We start from the raw sequence: 18,363 nt of genomic DNA, 5'->3' as shown, positions 1-18,363 counted from the left end.
ATTTTATGAGGTGAGAAACATGTATTTTGAGGTGTTTCAAGGAGTTCACAATCAATGGTACTGGCGTTTAATCTCAGGAGATGCACAAAAAATTGCTTTTTCTAGTAAAGGCTATCCAACAAAACAAGATATCCTAATCAATATTGAGCAAATAAAAGAAGTTACACATAAGGCTCTTATTAGAGAACTACAATCCTAACGTTCTTTACCATTAAAACAAGCGTTTATTTTGTATAATGGTATGTTGAGTTATTTTTGTGACAAATGAACAGTGATTGTTTTTCCCTCAATGAGAGGGCGTTTTTTGTATTATTTCTGACGCTTACAAATAACAGTCATATTCTTACAGATTATGTGTTTATTTTCAATCACACACAAATCTCTATAGCCTTTATCAAAAAGAAAATCTCTTAAGTCTTGTATTTTTCATAAAAAATAAACGCACATGAAGAGAAGATAAACATCAATGAGAGATATAATTACTCTACAAGATATTAATATCTTTTACGTTCATATTCCTCTTCTGTATCTGATAATCATAACTGACTTACCCATTTCATCTTCATAAAAAGCAAATATCTCTTTCTTCCTATTATCATGCAATTTTTTATACCTATTAGCTGAAACTATCGTAGCATTTATACCTTACATCTAAAAGGAACGTGCAAAATTGTTTCCAGCAATAATATAAAATTTCTGGATTGTATAGACGCGCTTTTTAATAACCAGCCTACCTATAAACTGGTTTATCATCATAAACTCTTATTTTATGACCAACGACGCTCTGTCTTATAAACTTAAATGTTTTCATAAAATCAGAGTAAACTTGAATATTCTCTTCTAATACAATATCTCCATCAGCACCATAATTGGCTTCATTAAAGTTTATCTCTCTCGTCATTCCAATCTTCCTAACACATTTTCAAACCCTTTAATGCAAAATATGAATACAATCACTCTTTATCATCTTCAGATTTAAGCATTTTTTTATATTTCTTTTCATTTTTTTCATATTGCTTAATTTGTTTTTTCAGTTTTTCAATTGCTTGGTCACGTCTTTTAATCACCATACTTTGCTCTCTAATAGCTCTATCTCGTTCTTCAGTCATCTTCATAGAATCTCTTAAAAACTCATGCTTTATTCTTCTAGATTCCTCTTTTAAAATTTTCACTTGACTGCGATAATATAAAGAAAACCGAAATATAACCCCGCTGCACAACAAAACAACAACCATTGCTCCCAATAAAATTTCGTTTACACTCATTTGGATCTCCCTTAATTGTCGCTCAAGTGATCATCTTGACCAATTTATTTCATCCTCAATCAAAAAAAGAATGCAATAAATTGCATGTTCCAAGTGTGAACAATCACTCTCGGCATTCTTATTTTCTCCATTAAAGCATTGATCAATGGCGCAAACAAATCTCTGAAAGCGGCTAAATCTACACTCACACCAATTATTTGCGACACATTTATTGACACAAAATACAAAAATAAGGAACGTCAAATAAAACTAACGACGCAATGCAATCATAAAAGCCTTGCCCAAATCGTTCCTATCTTCCTTTTTACGCCATGTGGAATGCGGCTATATGAAAGTTTTTCATTATTACAAAAATCTTCACTGTCACAAAGCACAGCATTTCTGTAAAATTTTGCCTTCCCACAAATCTTTACATCACCATAAACTAAAGCATCATTATAAACTCGAGCCTTTCTACAATCACGAGTATCACCATAAAATTCAATACATTGAACATTCAAAACTTGATCAAAAAAGACCGCATTAGCGTAAACATATGCATCTCCACTCATATTCAAATAACGATAAAGTTCTTATTTTTCATAAACATGCAAACTCTTACGAACGACTACACAACCATATGTTAATGCATTGTTATAAATAACAATATCATTGTAAACACAGACTTCATTATAAACCGCAGCATCATAAAAACACACTCATCCCCATAAGGGCATTGATCGAATGTATAATTCTACCAAACAACCACCTTTGTGGATCAGATTACCTTCCTGTTTAATAAAATATCCAAGATCACTTTTTTGATATTTCCCAATTTTTTAATGCATATATACGATATACCATCTGATAGTGATCTAATTTATTACAATAAAGGAGAAATCAGTATTCTTTGCCTATGAATTTACATTTTTTCTACAGCCATTATCCTATCTCTTAAGGCTCTAAAGCTTCGTTATATTCACATACTACCTCAACGCAGAATTTTTTTTACAAATTCTGATGTTGGGGTATATCTTGATTTATAATGCTGCTACGTATACTATCACAGTGAAATCTCATAAACATACGAGTGTGTATCGCCCTTTCTGGTATACACATTTACTTTTTCACAACCGTGGAACTAAGCAACCATTTTTATTGATTCGAATCTGAAAGTGTATGGGGACATTTTGTTATTAGTTAAAAACAACTCTATATGCTTCCTTAGCGAAGAGCTACACATGGATATTTTCACGCTCCTTGTATCATATATTCTGGATTCGCAACGCAATATTAACGCTATAGCGTAAATATGTAAAGGTCTAAAAATGACAAAGACTGAAAAAGATTGGTTCCAACGCTTAGTTGAATTGATAAAAAGTGACGGACGAACAATGATTGAAATAAGCAGAGCTGCAGGCTGTGGACAAAATTACGTCCAACAAATGATAAATGGGGGAAAGAGGCCTTCTGTAGATAAACTCATGGCTATTTTGAACACACTGGGAAATGCTAGTGCCATATATGTAATAACTGGTTTCAACATCTCCGATGAAGATTTAAAACTCATAACTTTGATTTCGTCTGGAGATAAAAAGAAGATTGAAGCCTTAAATGTTCTGTTGAATGAGCAGAATCTGTAGAATCTGTAGAATTTTCTACTTTATCCAATATCGCTTGCTTTTGAGACGTCGATAAAGACTCCCATTTCACAATAATATCAGATAAAGTTGTTTCAAATTTTTTATCATTCTTCATAGTCATACTCCATGTAGTCAAACTATATAACGCTAAAGCGTTCAAATATATCTCATACCTTAGAAAAAAATATTTGCAATAGGCAGTATGGAAGCAATTGTGTACAAACTTATTTTACAAAATCAGATGAAGTTCTATTAGTCATGTACCATGGTGAAACAGAAAGCATCACACGACCCAGACCTTACTTATGAAAATTGGTATAATCTATCAAAAACGCGAATAATGTTACGCAGATCTTGCGATTCGGACCAATGAAAACTAATGTGAAAATATCCCTGAAGACACTCCTGAACTCTATATAAGAGAACACGAAAAAGCTTTTTTGAAAAAAATACATCACAATTTATTCTACATAGCACCATCTATGTTTTTTTAACAATATTGCAAAGCAAGAATATAACAATGTTATAGGAATAAATTCTTATAAACAGAGTCACACTACCTAAAACTCTGTAACACGTTTACAGGTAACCTCCCCTCTAAACGCACTTTGTAAATACTAATATAAGTCTCTATCATAAGCAAAAATGATACTCTTAAAAAATAAAACGAATCACCACGCACAATCTTTGTAGGTAAATTGTATGCAGATTTACAACAAGAGAGAAATTCCCTTATGCAAGAGAAATTCCCTTATGCAAATGAAGAATTATATTGTCAAAGTATGATTTTGAAGAAGAAGTGTACTTTTACAAAAAAAAATCACCCTCCCTGCCAATACTTTTTCATAAGAGAGAAAACTCATAACAAAGATAAAACACGATCAATACGAGAAAAAGGTTAGCAATACAAAAAAGTGGTAGGTTTACCGCAATATTGCCAATCCCTTATGAGAGTAAAATTAAAAAAGACATCTGCTCTTCAATAATAATTCGGATCACATGAAAACTCTATAATTTGAACATTAAGAAAAAAATACACAAAGACAGAAAATGGCATTTTAACGATTTTTTTAATATCATAGAAAACATTTCTTACAGAATAATAAAATGCTTATTACAATAAAATCTGGATGATGCAAAGCGATAGAAACAATCACTCAATTGATTTTTCAAAGAACAATTGATGAAATTCTTTTCAAAGAACACGCCTCCGTCACTATGAACAATATTTCTCAAAAATCAAATAGAACTCCTTTCTTGGGAAAAAGAAAATATCAACAAATGTTATCATCGTTGACCCCATGATACATATGAACGCCTATAGATCACATTCTCTTATATACAACCTTTCATCACGATGATGCTATTCGAACGTCTAAAAGACATTAACATCACTTAGAAAAAAGCAAATTTACACTAAATGTTTTTTGAGCCATTTGTTCTGAACAGGTCCAATCTTTAAAATTTGTTTTATTGAGATCTGTTTATTTGCAGAACAAGTATAAATAAATTTATCTAATGAAGCTTTTAGTCTTCTATTTTATGAAGCACATCACACAGGAAAAGTACAAAACAGTATATGAATTAAGCAAGTAAATAGCGACACATATCAGTTAATCAAAATGCTACAATGTTGCAAATGAGAGAACTTCTTTGATGAGACTAAAAAAATATACCCTCACTTTATATTAAAGTGACTGAGAGAAAAAAAATGAAACAAACAACGACTAAAGGATTTTAGAACAAACAGGAAAATAAATAAAAAAAAACGAAAAAGGTAGAATCTCAAAACTTTTATATAAGCGATCCATTTTTCTATTGGATATTTCCCTATTGGTGGGCCCGGAGGGACTCGAACCCCCAACCAAGCGGTTATGAGCCGCTGGCTCTAACCAATTGAGCTACAGGCCCCACATAGGTTGTTTCTCTCTAAACTAAAATGCCCTATGATACAAGAGCTGACAAAGATTATAACCCATCTTTTTCTCTTTTCTATTGGTTTTTTTTTCAGTGCTCTAATTTCTTTACAAAAACTCTTAAAAATGAGAGAATAATTAACTGACAAATATAAAGGTATAGATATGATAGAAAAGAAAATTCAACCACTGAAGGGTTCTCTGGTTAAAACAGTTATATTAGCATTTACACTCTTAACCACATCGTTGACTGTACGTGCTTATGCTGAAGAAAATAAAATGAAAAATGCAACAATTACAGTGACAGCAATCGGAGAAAGTCAAGCCGCACCGGATATGGCAATTATTAATCTAGCCGTTGTTACCTATGATAAAACTGCCCAAAAGGCATTAGCTTCCAATAATCAATCCATCAATGATATTATAAAAGCTTTTAAAAACAATGGTATCAAAGCAAATGATTTGCAAACATCAGGCTTATCCATTTATCAGTCAACCTCTGATAAACAGCACGAAAAAAAGAATAATGAAAAACTCTATCATGTTTCAAATTCTTTAACCGTACGCATTCGTGATCTTACCAATGCTGGTAAAATCTTTGATCAAGCGATGTCACTAGGTGTTAATTCAGTTAACGGCATTACTTTTACCAACGCAGATACAAAGCCATTTTATCAAGAAGCACGTAAAAAAGCCATTACTGAAGCCATTGAAAAAGCGCAAACGATAGCGCAAGCGGCCGATTTAAAATTAGGAAAAATTATTGAAATCAATGAAAAGGATGATTACTATCACCCAACACCACGTCTCATGAGTAGAGCAGCAGATGTCAGCTACGCAAATACAAATTTTGCAGGTGGTGAGTTAAATTATAACGTGAGCGTCACTGTAGTCTTTGCGATCGATTAAGTCACAAACAGTTGTATAAAAATTACATTACTGGCCTTCACGTAGAAGACCAGTAATGTGATAAAGATATTCTTCCTCAGATAATAATTCGTCTTCGTAAACCTCTATTTGTCCGCGTGCAGAAATACGCGCTGTATGTACCGTCTGACAATCTCCTGATACTAATGGATGCCACCAATGAAGATCTTTTCCCTCATAAATTAATCTATAAGCACAACTTTCTGGAAGCCAACGCGCTGTTTTAACTGTCGTAATGTCTAGCGACATACAATCTGGTACAATTGATTTACGATGAGCATAATCTCGACACCTGCAAGTTTCCCCATCTAAAAGACGACAAGCAATACTGGTTGCATAAAGGTCACCCGTATCGTCGTCCTCAACTTTATGGAGACAACAACGGCCACAGCCATCACAAAGGCTCTCCCACTCAGAAATGGAAATCTCTTCTAATTTTTTTACTTTCCAAAAGGGGAGTTCTCCACTCATAAACTCAAACACACCTTTTTTAATTAAGACGATCTATAAAAATAAAACGTTTAATTTCTATAATTTCATCTATTTCTGTCTCTTAAAAAGATTCAACTCAATGTATACTTTAAACCATGTTCTTAAAATCTATCTGAATAAAAAGAGAATATTCAAAAAATAGCGCATATAAATGAACATAACCTATTGAAAAATCTCTTTATAAACTGACAAAGAATAAAATGCGTCACCTAAAATGATAGAAAAATCCCGCAAAAGAATACACATTTTTCATCAAAAAGTCCGTATGTTGCAATATAAGTTTATTCCTAATAGATCCCATTTCTTAAAAAACGAGCTGCGCTATACGCAAAGTAATGTTTTTATCGTTCATTTCTTGAAAGCCCCCCTACTCTCTACTCCATAAACACCCTTTGCCCTATATCTATTCTTTTGAGACAGAGAAGTATAAAGCCCCAAAGCTAAGAAAAACATTAAACATCGCAAACTTTCTAGATTATTCAAATTCTTCCCATGTTTTTCTCAAGAAAGTATCCAAGTACAACATGACGCACCTCCCCCCCTTCATTAAGAAGAAAGAGGAAGTTATTAAAATGCACAAGAATTCCTTTATTTAAGAATCGAGAAAACTGCGCAATTTTCGTGAACGGCTAGGATGTTTCAATTTACGAAGTGCCTTTGCTTCAATCTGACGAATACGCTCTCTTGTAACTGAAAATTGTTGTCCTACTTCTTCCAACGTGTGATCTGTATTCATCCCTATTCCAAAACGCATCCGCAAAACACGTTCTTCCCGCGGTGTTAATGAAGCAAGAACGCGTGTTGTCGTATCTCGCAGATTAGCTTGGATAGCTGCATCAATTGGTAATAACGCATTCCTATCCTCAATAAAATCACCCAAATGGGAATCATCTTCATCACCAACAGGCGTTTCGAGAGAAATAGGTTCTTTTGCAATTTTAAGAACTTTTCGTACTTTTTCTAACGGCATAGAAAGCTTGCTAGATAATTCTTCTGGTGTTGGTTCTCGTCCAATTTCATGGAGAATCTGACGCGAGGTACGAACGATTTTATTAATTGTTTCAATCATATGAACAGGGATACGAATTGTACGTGCCTGATCAGCAATTGAACGTGTAATAGCCTGACGAATCCACCATGTTGCATAAGTTGAAAACTTGTAGCCGCGCCGATATTCAAACTTATCCACAGCCTTCATCAAACCGATATTGCCTTCTTGAATAAGATCAAGAAACTGCAAACCACGATTAGTGTATTTTTTTGCAATTGAAATAACAAGACGCAAATTAGATTCTACCATCTCTTTTTTCGCAATAGTTGATTCGCGTTCACCTTTCTGCACCTGCATAACAATCCGACGAAATTCACCAATCGAAATAGCCGTTTCTTGCGCAAGATTTTGTATCTCACTTCGCAGTTTTTGGATTTCTTTTGCTTCACGCACCGAAAACTCTTTCCAACCAGGTGTAGGCAAAGCAGCAATATAATTCATCCAATCTGCGTCCAATTCACGCCCTTGGTATTCTTTTAAAAAGTCCTCATGGCCAATGCCATAGCTATTGGCAATCCGTTTCAGCTTACCTTCATTATGAATCAATCTCTTATTGATGTCATAAAGCTGTTCAACCAAAGCTTCAATACGATTTTGGTTTAAAGAAAGAGATTTTACTGCTTGAATCAACTCACCCTTTAATTGAATATATTTCTTCTTCTGAGAAGAAGTAAGGGCCCCCTCTTTACGCTCTGCCAAACTGCTTTCAACATGCTGATCTTGTAATTTTCGTAATTTCACATAGGTTTGAGCAATAAAATCCAATGTTTCCATAACTTGAGGACAAAGCTCATTTTCCATTGCAGCAAGCGATAAGTTAACATCGTCATCGTCTTCTTCATCATCGTCTTCAATATTTCTCTCTCCTGCGCTCTCCCCCATATTACGTATACCAGAAGACATTTTTTCTTCTACCGTCTTATCAACTTCACTTCGCTCAATAATAGGAGCCTGCTTTGCTTCTGGACCAGCATAAGTCGTTTCAAGATCAATAATTTCACGAAGAAGAATACGCTGCTCTTTTAACTCGTCACGCCAGATAATAAGAGCCTGAAAAGTCAAAGGACTCTCACAAAGTCCCGCAATCATTGTCTCACGCCCTGCTTCAATACGCTTAGCAATGGCAATTTCGCCTTCCCGCGAAAGAAGCTCAACAGCTCCCATCTCACGCAAATACATACGCACCGGATCATCCGTACGATCTGTTACTTCGCGTTTATTCGTTGTCGTTGCAATTGCGTGGCTAGAGGCTTCTACTAAATCACCACCCTCTACCGTAACTTCTTCTTCATAATTTTCAGACTCAACTTCATCCTCATCATCCACAACATTAACCCCCATCTCAGAGAACATCGCCAAGATATCTTCAATTTGTTCGGATGTAACCTCGTCAGAAGGAAGAACTGCATTGAGTTCATCCATTGTTACGTAACCATTTTTTTTGGCAAGCTTAATCATTTTCTTGATGGCATCATCAGAAAAATCAAGAAGAGGACTATCCAAACTCGCTTGGCTTGTTACTTCTGCATTATCTTTCTGTTTAACCTTTGTTGCCATACCATAACTCCACTCGATCACTTCACAGTTTCCATGTAACCATAGTTTCCATGTGACCAGTTTGTTTGTTCTCACTAAAATCTACCAATAGTTACTCATATATACTTCCTTTTAAGAGATTACTATTGGAAAGAATACATTTTGTATATGCCCTGACATCCAGACAAACTCGACATCCAGACAAAAACGCGGGAAAACTCCAGAAGTTTCCCCGACACCTCTCAGCCCTTCTGAGATAATCTCTGTACCCTATCGTAAGAACCAATTTCCCGCTTTTCCTAAAATTTACCCGCTTTTTCTAAAATTTAATTGTCATCTTTATAAAAATGTCACTCCACATAAAGTTCCTCATCTAAAATTTAAGTGACTGATTCGCATTAAAAAAGCGAATCATTTTATCGTATCTTGTGTATTCCCGTCTATTTTTTCATCCAACCAACTTCCAAACCCTTCAATTAACGCTTCTGTTGCCTGCATCTGCTCCAGCTCATTTTTTACCTCACGAAGCAGATCAAAAACCTCACTCTTAGGATTTTCTACAAGTTGCTCTTCAATATCCTGTAATCTCTTATGTAGGTGGTGTTCTTGAAGATGCAAGTAGACAGCTTGTTTTAATATAGCACGTGCATCTTCTATAGGGGCTCCACCAAGGATAATACGCATACCAATATTTTGCACAAGATGTTTCATACGCTCTAACAGAGCTTTTTGTTCTCTTTTCTCTAAGAATGCAACCATCGTCTCTTTATCATGAAGCTGTTGGTCCCCAAGAATTTCCAACATAGCTTGATGAAGAGTTATCAATTGAGTATTTTTTAATTCTAACTCAGAAAGAATTTCAAAATTTTCATACCACAACTCAGGATAGTAAGCTAAAGTGAGTAAAATCACTGCTTCACGCAAAGGAATAGATTGCGAAGAATTTCGTACTATTTCAGAATTTGCTAACAGAGAAAAGGTTTGATCTTTAAAGGTCCTATTTGGTGAAGATTGATCATATCGCCCTCCCCCCTTTTTTTTCGAAAAAGAGGGACGAAAAAAATCAAAAAGGCGTTTTTTTACATCTTGCAAATAATAACGGCGGACATCTTCATCCTTAATCGTAAAAATTTGTTGTTTCAGTTGTTTTTCTAGCGCTGCTCGTGTCTCTGGAATTTCAAAATGCTTTCCATAGGTAGCTCGCCACCATAAAAGCTCACTCAAAGGAATTGCCTTTTGCAAAAAAGAAGAAAAAAGCTGTGCTCCACCAGCACAAACAATTTCATCAGGATCTTTCCCTTGTGGCAACAAAACAAAGCGTACACAAACCCCAGCCTTTAAAAGAGGCAACACACGATCAGCAACACGAAAAGCAGCTTTTAAACCAGCATCATCACCATCAAAACACAAAATGGGCTCCTTCCCCATCTGCCATAAAAGCTCAATTTGCGCTTCCGTTAATGCTGTCCCTAAGGGCGCTACGACTCCTTCAAAACCAGCTTTAGTCAATGCAATGACATCCATATACCCCTCAACAACAAGAAGTGAATGAATTTTTTCATCGCCAACAAAGCGACTATTTTTGCGAGCTGCTGCCGCGTTATAAAGTATATTTCCTTTATGAAACAGCACTGTTTCAGGGCTATTGAGATATTTTGCTCGTGTCTCTTTCTCTAATGCACGCCCTCCGAAAGCCACCACACGTCCGCGCAAATCTTCGATAGGAAACATAATGCGATTTCTAAATCGGTCATAAGAATCCGCGCTCTCCTCATGCACTGAGAGAAGCCCACATTCTTCCATTTGCTTTATTGAAATGCCCCGTGCACTCAAAGCTTCTTTCAAAGCTGTACGCCTTACCGGTGCAAAACCAATGCGGAAACGCTCTACAAGCTCTGGTGTAACACCACGTGCATCCAGATAACGACGTGCTTGCGTACCTTCTTTATCGCGTAAATTATATTGGAAAAAATCTGTAGCAATTTTCATCACATCATAAAGGTCAGCTTTTTCCAGTTGACGTTTATGACTCTGTGAATCCAAAATAGGGAGTTTTATTCCCGCAAAATCAGCCAAACGCTCTACACTTTCTGAAAAGTGCAATCCATCAAGCTCACACAAAAAGGTAAAAATATCTCCACTTACACCACAACCAAAACAATAATAGCGCCCTTTATGATCATCACAATGAAAACTTGGCGTTTTTTCACCATGAAATGGACAGCAACACCAAAAGTCTCCCCGTGAAGGCTTACTTTTTCGAGGATCAAAATCCACCCGTTGCCCAATCACTGTTGAAATTGGGAGTCTCGTACGCAGTTCATTAAGGAAATCGGGCGGAAAACGCATTATCTCTCACAGAGTTTGAAAATTCTTTTTTGCATATTTAACGACTTTAGAGCATAATTCCAATACTTCCTCTTAAGCAGTTGTAAAATTTTAAACCCTCAACTGCATATATTTTTAGAAATGGAGAATAAAAAAGTGATCGAATTTATTGTTCAATATCCGTGGTTAGAGGCTATTTCTTGGCTTATTATTCTTACTATAGCTGCCCTTTTAGTGAACTTTCTAGGACGAAAATTACTTATTCACGGAGCAAAAAAACTCTCTTCTTTTCTCCCCAAAAATACAACGATCGATATTAATAATGCTATTCAATACATGGCAAATATCACTTCAGCTTTTATTCTTTCAATTGGTGTTAATTTTATTCCAACATTGCCCGATGCATTTAGCACTGTCATCGGTAATGTTGCCAACGCCTTCATTATCTTTTTTGTTGTCCTGACAATTTCTTCCTGTCTCAATGTCATTAACATCCTTTACGAACAACGACCAACAGCACGACTAAAACCAATAAAAGGTTATATTCAAATTGCTAAAATTGCACTTTTTGCTGTTGCAACAATTTTAATGGTTGCTACATTGATTGACCGCTCCCCTCTTATTCTCTTCTCCGGTCTTGGTGCAATGGCCGCGGTTCTCATGTTAATTTTTCAAGATACGCTCCTTTCTCTCGTTGCCGGTATTCAAATTTCATCCACTGATATGGTTCGCGTTGGAGATTGGATTGAAATCCCCAATCTCGGTGCCGATGGTGATGTTATTGAAATTGCCTTGCATACTGTTAAAGTTCAAAATTTCGACAACACCATCACCTCAGTTCCTATCCGTAAACTTGTGACCGACCCTTTTAAAAATTGGCGTGGCATGCAAGAATCAGGTGGCAGACGCATCAAACGCTCCCTTTTTATTGATCAATCAAGTATCCATTTTCTCACAGAAGAAGAACAAAAATATCTTTCTCGATTTAATTTATTAGAAAATTATTTCACGCAAAAAGTAGCAGAAATTGATCAATGGAATGCTCAATTAGATAAAAATCATGATGTCTTAGCCAATACGCGCCGTTTAACCAACATTGGAACTTTTCGTGCTTATGTTTTTGCTTATCTACAACAGCATCTAAATATCAACCCTAATATGACCTATATGGCAAGGCAATTACCTCCTACAGAAAATGGTTTACCCTTAGAAATCTATTGCTTTACGAACACCACCGTTTGGATAGACTATGAACAAATTCAAGGCGATATTTTTGATCACCTTTATTCTATTCTGCCCTGTTTTGGTCTAAAGGTTTTTCAAAATCCAAGCGGTTATGATTTTAATCAAGTATTAAAAGCAAAAGTGAAATAAAAACAATAAACTTCAATTTATTAATTTTGAAGTAACCACATTCACAACAACAAAGAAAGAATAAAGTATCATGAATGGTTCATTGGTACTCCTTCATCTTGCCGGCGCTATTTCTTTACTTCTCTGGGCCACACGCATGGTGCGCACAGGAATTGAACGCGCCTATGGTGACAGACTTAAATATAAAATGTGCCACGTCATTTCAAAACCATTGTTTGCTGTAAGTTTTGGACTTTTTACAGCAATGATTTTACAAAGCTCTACAGCAATAACGCTCCTCGTTGGTTCTTTCGTTGAATCTGGTTTTGTCTCTGGAGTAGCAGGACTTATGGCTGTACGTGGAGGAGAATTAGGGTCAGCAATCGTTGTAAAAATTCTCACCTATGACCTCACTCTTGTTGTGCCCTTGTGTCTTTTAATGGGCACTTGTATCTTCATGACAACAGAAAAACGTGAATGGCGTCAAATAGGACGTATTGTCATCGGTATTGGTCTTTTGATTTTATCTTTAGAGATGATAAGTACAGCGACAGAACCTTTACGTGAAAGCGAAATTTTGCCTAGCATCATTCGTTATCTTTCAACCGATCCTGTTTCCTCTTTTTTGTTGGCTGCTGGCTTAACCTACCTCTTACATTCATCCATCGCAGGAATCATTTTGCTGGTCAATTTTGCCAATTACGATCTTATTCATACGCAACTCTGTGTTGTCATGGTTCTTGGTGTCAACTTTGGCTCTTCTCTTATAGCACCACTTTTAACGCGCAACGCCTCTCCTAATACCCGCCTCGTTCCCTTAGGAAACTTACTCATGCGTGGGGCCGGTTCAATCCTTATACTTATCTTATTTCTCTCCTTTCACCCTCCCATCACATGGCTTGGCAATAACGCCCCTACTCAAGTGATCAACGCCCATATCATTTTTAATGTTTTCATTCTCCTTGCTGGAATACCACTTTCAAAATGGGTTTTAAAATTAACCACTCAGATCGTGAATATAAGTGCAAAAAAAATGCAAGCTAACAAAACGCTCAATTTATCCGATCAAACGGCTCTTGATGACAGTGTTCTTGAACGCCCAACTCTCGCTCTCTCAAATGTCATGCGTGAAGTCATTCATATTTGTGATCTTGTAGACATCATGCTAGAAAAAATCATGGGACTTTATGAAAATCCTGATCCCAATATTATTCGTGAACTCAACCAACTCAACACCATATTGGACAAAAAACATATCGCCATCAAACTTTATCTTGCACGATTAGCGGGACAAAAATTATCTGACGAAGAAGCTTTTCAAACGCAAGAACTTCTAGGCGCCTGTATAAAATTAGACCAAGCAGGCGATATCATTATTCATAATATGCTGATGCTGGTTAAAAAGAAACAACAAAAAGGTTTACAGTTCAGCAGCGAGGGCTGGAGTGATCTCCTTCGTTTCCACGCCATTGTACTAGCCAACGCGCATATAGCATTTAACGTTCTCGTCTCACGTGATACACATACTGCACACCTATTGGTACAAAAAAAAGATCAACTACGAAACTTAGAAAAAGAGATGAGTTTAAAACATTTTAAACGTCTGCGTGAAGGGGATCTCAAAAATGTAGAATCATCCAGTCTTCATCTCGACACTGTGCGCGACCTCAAACAAATCAACTCTCTTTTGACCTCAATGATCTACCCCATTTTAGAAGAACAGGGACTTCTTCAAAGTTCTCGTCTACGCACCCCTGCTGAAGAACAAACAGAAAAAACTTAAACTTTTCAAATAACTTGAATAGAACACACATCACATCGATTATTCAATTTTGAATATGGTCAAGATATTGATTTAATCAAAACATCTTATTATTTGACAATTTAAATGAGCTTTCTTCATCGTAAATTTCTTTCATTTAAAATCTATTCATGATGAATTGCTCAAAGTCATTTGCTTGCACATTACAAACAAAGCAGCATGTAGAATAGAACTCTTGAAGAAAGACATAAAAATGCCTAACCATCTCAAAGCCAAGACTGTTAAACACATAAAGAGTAGGTCAAGAGTATGATAGTTCCAACCTAAACTCGCCTTGTAAAAAGGGGATCGCTTCACAGTAGCAGCAAAACAGAAATGCTCTATAAGGAATGCAAAACCCCACAAAAATGCAATATTTATATCAAGATCTGTAGAGGTTAAACCTATACAGCCACGCTATAACGTGTCAACAAAGCAGTTTTAATTTCAAACATCATTGATATCAATTGGCAAGCTCCAAACTTTTAAATATCCATTTTACTTATTGCTTTAATCACAGTTGTTTTTTTCAATTTAAGAGAGAGCTTTAAAAAGCTTATAAATACACTTTATGAGTTATTAAAACATTTTCACTAATATTTTCTTATTTTATTCATATTTCTAAATTAATTAATTTGTTTATAAATTAAAATGTATTATATATTTATACTTATTAAGTATTATTATGATACAAATGTGAATATTATTTTAATATAAAGGAAAGTAATAAGTAAAATATCTAAAAGCAATATCCTTTCCACTGGGTAAAAAAGGAATAAACCTTGATTTTTACAAAGTTTACTCTAGTTACAATTTAAATTCAGGCAAAGGAGGGTATCATGGAAAATGCAAACATCGGCTGGATTGCAGCTATTGTTATCGGCGGGATTGCAGGTTGGGCTGCACAGTATATTATGAAAAGCCAAACAGGAATATTGTTAAATATTATCTTAGGGATTATTGGCGCTGCGCTAGCAAGCTTTCTTTTTAGTCTTTTAGGTGTAAGTTTTGCTGGTTGGCTTGGCTATCTTATTTCAGGTTTTATAGGAGCCTGTATTCTTATATGGATAGGACAAAAAATTCGATCATAGAGTATTTATTTTTTACACCTTTTGGAATTCAATACAAAACTAGGAAACAACTAGCAGAGTTTGAAATATTTTCTTGTAACTTGGTGTTACCAATTTTGATATGATGATGAGATGCTTAAGCTGCGATTTTAGGCATACACTATCACCGTATTATAAAACGAAATGCAGCAAAGAACTTTATAACGCACCATTTCATACCTATATAAACTTACGCATATCAGGAGAGATATGTTGCGTTATTTTAACGAAATACGAACTGATTTTTGTACCACGTGCGCAAATCCAGCATATCTCACTGTAATAACAATTCATAAGGTTACAAAAATCACTAACGATGATTAAAAATTCTACCGTATAATGCTAATACCTATACACTCTATCAACAATACCCTTTTTACCAAGAAAACTCGAAGAGCTTTTTTGCATCTTAAGAAATAAAGAGAGACGGTAAGAACAAAATGATAAAGAATTTTTTCTAATCTATGAAAGAAAATAGTATATAAAATAAATATGAAATAATATTAATGTAACTTTATTATAGAATTACTACAAATTATGTTATGTGAAGTAATTTTTAAACAATTTTAATAATATAATATATTTTAAATTTTTCAAAAATATATGCATTAATATAAATTTCTTGATTATAAAGAATACGATCCCCTTTACATCTCAATTCAAAAGATTTGAATACCTCTTCACTTTCTAAAGTATAAAATAAAGTTTTGTTCCTCTTAAAACTTCCTCTTTATATCATCTTGCATAGATGAATTTTTAGCTCTTCTTTATATGCGTTACAAACGAATTTTAAAGTACGAAACATTTTTCCCATTGCTCTCATGCGATAAAGAAATTTCCGTAACGCATTGTGAAAGCGCCTTGGATAAAACATAATACCTTATTTTGCTTTTTTAATGAAAATAATCCTATAATATATACTTCCCGCATATCTTCTTTTAAAGACCTTTGCAATCGACTTTCCCTTTGATATCTTCCTGTTAAAATCTTGCTGCTTTTATACTCCTTGTATTACAATAGAGCTATCTATTTAACCCAACATAACATATGGAATAAGACTTTAGCTGTGGAGTAAAACGATGTCTGATCTTGAAGATTCCATCTTACCGCCTCTAACGTGGTTCTCTGATCAAAATCCTCCAATACCAGAAAACGTTCGCGATTGGCTCATGGAATCGGGCTCGATGACGCTTCGATTAAAGAAATATTGTACCTGCCTCCAAGTTCAACCACAACGCGAATGTTTTATTACGCAAGATAAATTAACAGAAGAAGCAGAGCATCTCCCCGAAAGTGCGCGTTATTGGCTACGCGAAATCATATTAATGGGAGATAATAAACCTTGGCTCCTTGGACGCACTGTAATTCCACAAGAAACCCTCCTACACAATCAAGCCTTGATGCATTTGGGAACTGTACCTCTAGGACATTATTTATTTAACAATGACAAATTAACCCGCGATTACATTCATATTGGTCAACAAGGTGCACTATGGGCACGCCGTTCCCGTTTGCGGTTAACGGGTAAGCCATTGTTGCTAACTGAACTATTTTTAACAGATTCACCACTGTATCCCCACAAATAGAGGTTACTCATTTTATTCTGCATAATTTATAGATTTTATATAGCTTATAAGGGATTTAATCAGAGAAAAGAATTTCAAAATTATCTCAAGAACACATTAAAAACAAAGATTTCTTTTCAAAATATCCTTTTATTTCATAAACTCAGCTTAAAAAATCTCTTCCCTAGAAAAAACGTTCTAAAATTCTGATTTTCTTATCATTAAAACCAGCACTTGAATTAAAAAGATACAAGCCATATTGATAAAACCATCTATATTTAAATTTCTTACCGAATAATCACTACTCTAAATATGGTAACTCTTTATCAAACAAATGCTTTGAAACAGCAAAAAAAGACAATAATACACTCCCCAAAATTGGAAATCTGTATCAATTAACTTAATCATCCTGTTTTAAAATTTTTAACAGTGCAAATAATAGATCTTTTTTAAAAAGTAAAAACTCTATAACCTTTTTGTTTTTTAATGATCTAACAGCTTTGAAGAACAGAAAAATATAATACATAAAAGAATGTTTATTGCTCTATAAGAGCCAAAAAAACTTCGTTGATTTCAAAAAAATATTTTTTTGATAATAGTATGTATATAAAAAATAAATGATATTTATCAACATCCTACTGATTTATAAAGGTGACGCACAATAAAAAATATTTTCCCATCCCCTTGAATTAACAAGATCTATTGCAATTTTTTACGAAGACTATTGCACACTTTAGAAAAATTCATTTGCCCCGCATACCGTTCCTTAAGCCACGCCATCACCTTACCTATATCGCGTAATTTTTCAGCCTTTGTTTGTGCCAAAGCTTCACAAAGAACCTGTTCTACTTCCATCTCCTTAAGTTGATAGGGAAGAAATTCACGAATAACTTCTATTTCTGCTTGTCCTCTCTCTGCCAATTCCAAGCAACCAGACTCTTTATAGGCTCGCATCAATTCTTCACGCTGTTGAAGCATTTTAGTGAAAACAGACTGTATCTGCTGATCATCCACTTCTAGCTTCCCCTCATCATAATAAAGAATATCACGATCTCTAACTGCAGCATTCATTAAACGAAGTGTAGCAAGACGCGCACTATCTTGCACTTTCAAAGCAGCCCTAAGAGCCCCATCAATCTGGTTACGCAACATAAATTTATCCAATTTTGTTCAAGAAGAATATGCCTTTTAACCAATCTTTATCCATCTTGCAATGGAAGATAAAAAAATAATTAAGGACTCGATCTGCGAAAAGCTAAAACAAGACTTTACCTCTTCATGGAATGTACTTATACTGCCTATTTCAAGCGAAACGTTACCAGAATAATATACACAGCATCTGTTAAAGGTATGATTTTTGTGTAAAGTTGGTCATTATACCTTTCAGAGAATAAATTG

14 protein-coding genes and 1 tRNA gene are annotated in these 18,363 nt (G+C 35.0%); 7 read left to right on the top strand and 8 right to left on the bottom strand.

Annotation, left to right across the window (positions count from 1 at the left end; all coding sequences use genetic code 11):
- Positions 1-19: 19 nt before the first annotated feature.
- Positions 20-199 carry a DUF1508 domain-containing protein gene (locus ACFIKN_RS07770; protein ID WP_273790798.1) on the top strand — a complete coding sequence of 60 codons (180 nt, stop codon included), beginning with the start codon at positions 20-22 and terminating at the stop codon, positions 197-199.
- A gap of 754 nt (positions 200-953) precedes the next feature.
- Here the strand turns inward: ACFIKN_RS07770 and ACFIKN_RS07765 are convergent.
- Together ACFIKN_RS07765 and ACFIKN_RS07760 are read right to left on the bottom strand one after the other, a co-directional pair.
- Positions 954-1,265: a hypothetical protein gene (locus ACFIKN_RS07765; RefSeq protein ID WP_273790799.1), complete on the bottom strand. Its 312-nt coding sequence runs from the start codon at positions 1,263-1,265 to the stop codon at positions 954-956.
- Positions 1,266-1,531: 266 nt separating this feature from the next.
- Positions 1,532-1,816, bottom strand: coding sequence for a hypothetical protein (locus tag ACFIKN_RS07760; RefSeq protein WP_375631187.1), 285 nt, complete (start codon positions 1,814-1,816; stop codon positions 1,532-1,534).
- A 756-nt stretch (positions 1,817-2,572) separates the two neighbouring features.
- Between ACFIKN_RS07760 and ACFIKN_RS07755 the strand changes: the two genes are divergently transcribed.
- Entirely contained in the window at positions 2,573-2,887 is a 315-nt protein-coding gene (locus ACFIKN_RS07755) for a helix-turn-helix domain-containing protein (RefSeq protein ID WP_007347852.1), read from the top strand.
- Here ACFIKN_RS07755 and ACFIKN_RS07750 read toward each other — a convergent pair.
- Both ACFIKN_RS07750 and ACFIKN_RS07745 read right to left on the bottom strand, forming a co-directional pair.
- Positions 2,811-3,002, bottom strand: coding sequence for a hypothetical protein (locus ACFIKN_RS07750; RefSeq protein WP_375633027.1), 192 nt, complete (start codon positions 3,000-3,002; stop codon positions 2,811-2,813). The two genes, ACFIKN_RS07755 and ACFIKN_RS07750, sit on opposite strands and share 77 nt — an antisense overlap.
- A 1,719-nt stretch (positions 3,003-4,721) precedes the next feature.
- Positions 4,722-4,798, bottom strand: a tRNA-Ile gene (locus tag ACFIKN_RS07745).
- Positions 4,799-4,968: 170 nt separating this feature from the next.
- Between ACFIKN_RS07745 and ACFIKN_RS07740 the strand changes: the two genes are divergently transcribed.
- Positions 4,969-5,712: an SIMPL domain-containing protein gene (locus ACFIKN_RS07740; RefSeq protein WP_375658185.1), complete on the top strand. Its 744-nt coding sequence runs from the start codon at positions 4,969-4,971 to the stop codon at positions 5,710-5,712.
- Between the two features lie 27 nt (positions 5,713-5,739).
- On the opposite strand, the gene ACFIKN_RS07735 is transcribed toward ACFIKN_RS07740, so the two are convergent.
- From ACFIKN_RS07735 to dnaG, 3 genes are all read right to left on the bottom strand, one after another.
- Positions 5,740-6,201: a YcgN family cysteine cluster protein gene (locus ACFIKN_RS07735; protein ID WP_273790803.1), complete on the bottom strand. Its 462-nt coding sequence runs from the start codon at positions 6,199-6,201 to the stop codon at positions 5,740-5,742.
- Between the two features lie 613 nt (positions 6,202-6,814).
- Positions 6,815-8,830, bottom strand: a complete 2,016-nt coding sequence (gene rpoD / locus ACFIKN_RS07730; RefSeq protein ID WP_273790804.1) for an RNA polymerase sigma factor RpoD — start codon at positions 8,828-8,830, stop codon at positions 6,815-6,817.
- A 390-nt stretch (positions 8,831-9,220) separates the two neighbouring features.
- Positions 9,221-11,158, bottom strand: a complete 1,938-nt coding sequence (gene dnaG / locus ACFIKN_RS07725) for a DNA primase (RefSeq protein ID WP_375631189.1) — start codon at positions 11,156-11,158, stop codon at positions 9,221-9,223.
- A 135-nt stretch (positions 11,159-11,293) separates the two neighbouring features.
- Between dnaG and ACFIKN_RS07720 the strand changes: the two genes are divergently transcribed.
- The 4 genes from ACFIKN_RS07720 to ubiC all read left to right on the top strand — a co-directional run bounded on the left by ACFIKN_RS07720 (position 11,294) and on the right by ubiC (position 16,986).
- The gene (locus ACFIKN_RS07720) at positions 11,294-12,511 is read left to right on the top strand and encodes a mechanosensitive ion channel family protein (protein WP_375631190.1); all 1,218 of its coding nucleotides are present in this window, start codon (positions 11,294-11,296) and stop codon (positions 12,509-12,511) included.
- A gap of 70 nt (positions 12,512-12,581) precedes the next feature.
- Entirely contained in the window at positions 12,582-14,273 is a 1,692-nt protein-coding gene (locus ACFIKN_RS07715; protein WP_375658184.1) for a Na/Pi cotransporter family protein, read from the top strand.
- Positions 14,274-15,130: 857 nt separating this feature from the next.
- Entirely contained in the window at positions 15,131-15,382 is a 252-nt protein-coding gene (locus ACFIKN_RS07710; RefSeq protein ID WP_273790808.1) for a GlsB/YeaQ/YmgE family stress response membrane protein, read from the top strand.
- 1,097 nt (positions 15,383-16,479) lie between these two features.
- Complete coding sequence (ubiC, locus tag ACFIKN_RS07705; protein ID WP_375621383.1) at positions 16,480-16,986, top strand: chorismate lyase; 507 nt, start codon at positions 16,480-16,482, stop codon at positions 16,984-16,986.
- A gap of 678 nt (positions 16,987-17,664) precedes the next feature.
- On the opposite strand, the gene ACFIKN_RS07700 is transcribed toward ubiC, so the two are convergent.
- Complete coding sequence (locus ACFIKN_RS07700) at positions 17,665-18,117, bottom strand: GatB/YqeY domain-containing protein (RefSeq protein ID WP_273790810.1); 453 nt, start codon at positions 18,115-18,117, stop codon at positions 17,665-17,667.
- Between the last annotated feature and the right edge of the window lie 246 nt (positions 18,118-18,363).

Source organism: Bartonella sp. CL436QHHD, assembly GCF_042195105.1.
In the GTDB taxonomy this organism is placed as follows: domain Bacteria; phylum Pseudomonadota; class Alphaproteobacteria; order Rhizobiales; family Rhizobiaceae; genus Bartonella.
The sequence above is the reverse complement of the archived record's forward strand: the minus strand, read 5'-3'. Positions and strand labels throughout refer to the sequence as shown.

Bases quoted from the DNA above. Each gene is read 5' to 3' on its own strand.
- ACFIKN_RS07770 (WP_273790798.1), top strand. From the start codon at position 20: ATGTATTTTGAGGTGTTTCAAGGAGTTCACAATCAATGGTACTGGCGT.
- ACFIKN_RS07765 (WP_273790799.1), bottom strand. From the start codon at position 1,265: ATGAGTGTAAACGAAATTTTATTGGGAGCAATGGTTGTTGTTTTGTTG.
- ACFIKN_RS07760 (WP_375631187.1), bottom strand. From the start codon at position 1,816: ATGAGTGGAGATGCATATGTTTACGCTAATGCGGTCTTTTTTGATCAA.
- ACFIKN_RS07755 (WP_007347852.1), top strand. From the start codon at position 2,573: ATGACAAAGACTGAAAAAGATTGGTTCCAACGCTTAGTTGAATTGATA.
- ACFIKN_RS07750 (WP_375633027.1), bottom strand. From the start codon at position 3,002: ATGAAGAATGATAAAAAATTTGAAACAACTTTATCTGATATTATTGTG.
- ACFIKN_RS07740 (WP_375658185.1), top strand. From the start codon at position 4,969: ATGATAGAAAAGAAAATTCAACCACTGAAGGGTTCTCTGGTTAAAACA.
- ACFIKN_RS07735 (WP_273790803.1), bottom strand. From the start codon at position 6,201: ATGAGTGGAGAACTCCCCTTTTGGAAAGTAAAAAAATTAGAAGAGATT.
- rpoD (WP_273790804.1), bottom strand. From the start codon at position 8,830: ATGGCAACAAAGGTTAAACAGAAAGATAATGCAGAAGTAACAAGCCAA.
- dnaG (WP_375631189.1), bottom strand. From the start codon at position 11,158: ATGCGTTTTCCGCCCGATTTCCTTAATGAACTGCGTACGAGACTCCCA.
- ACFIKN_RS07715 (WP_375658184.1), top strand. From the start codon at position 12,582: ATGAATGGTTCATTGGTACTCCTTCATCTTGCCGGCGCTATTTCTTTA.
- ACFIKN_RS07710 (WP_273790808.1), top strand. From the start codon at position 15,131: ATGGAAAATGCAAACATCGGCTGGATTGCAGCTATTGTTATCGGCGGG.
- ubiC (WP_375621383.1), top strand. From the start codon at position 16,480: ATGTCTGATCTTGAAGATTCCATCTTACCGCCTCTAACGTGGTTCTCT.
- ACFIKN_RS07700 (WP_273790810.1), bottom strand. From the start codon at position 18,117: ATGTTGCGTAACCAGATTGATGGGGCTCTTAGGGCTGCTTTGAAAGTG.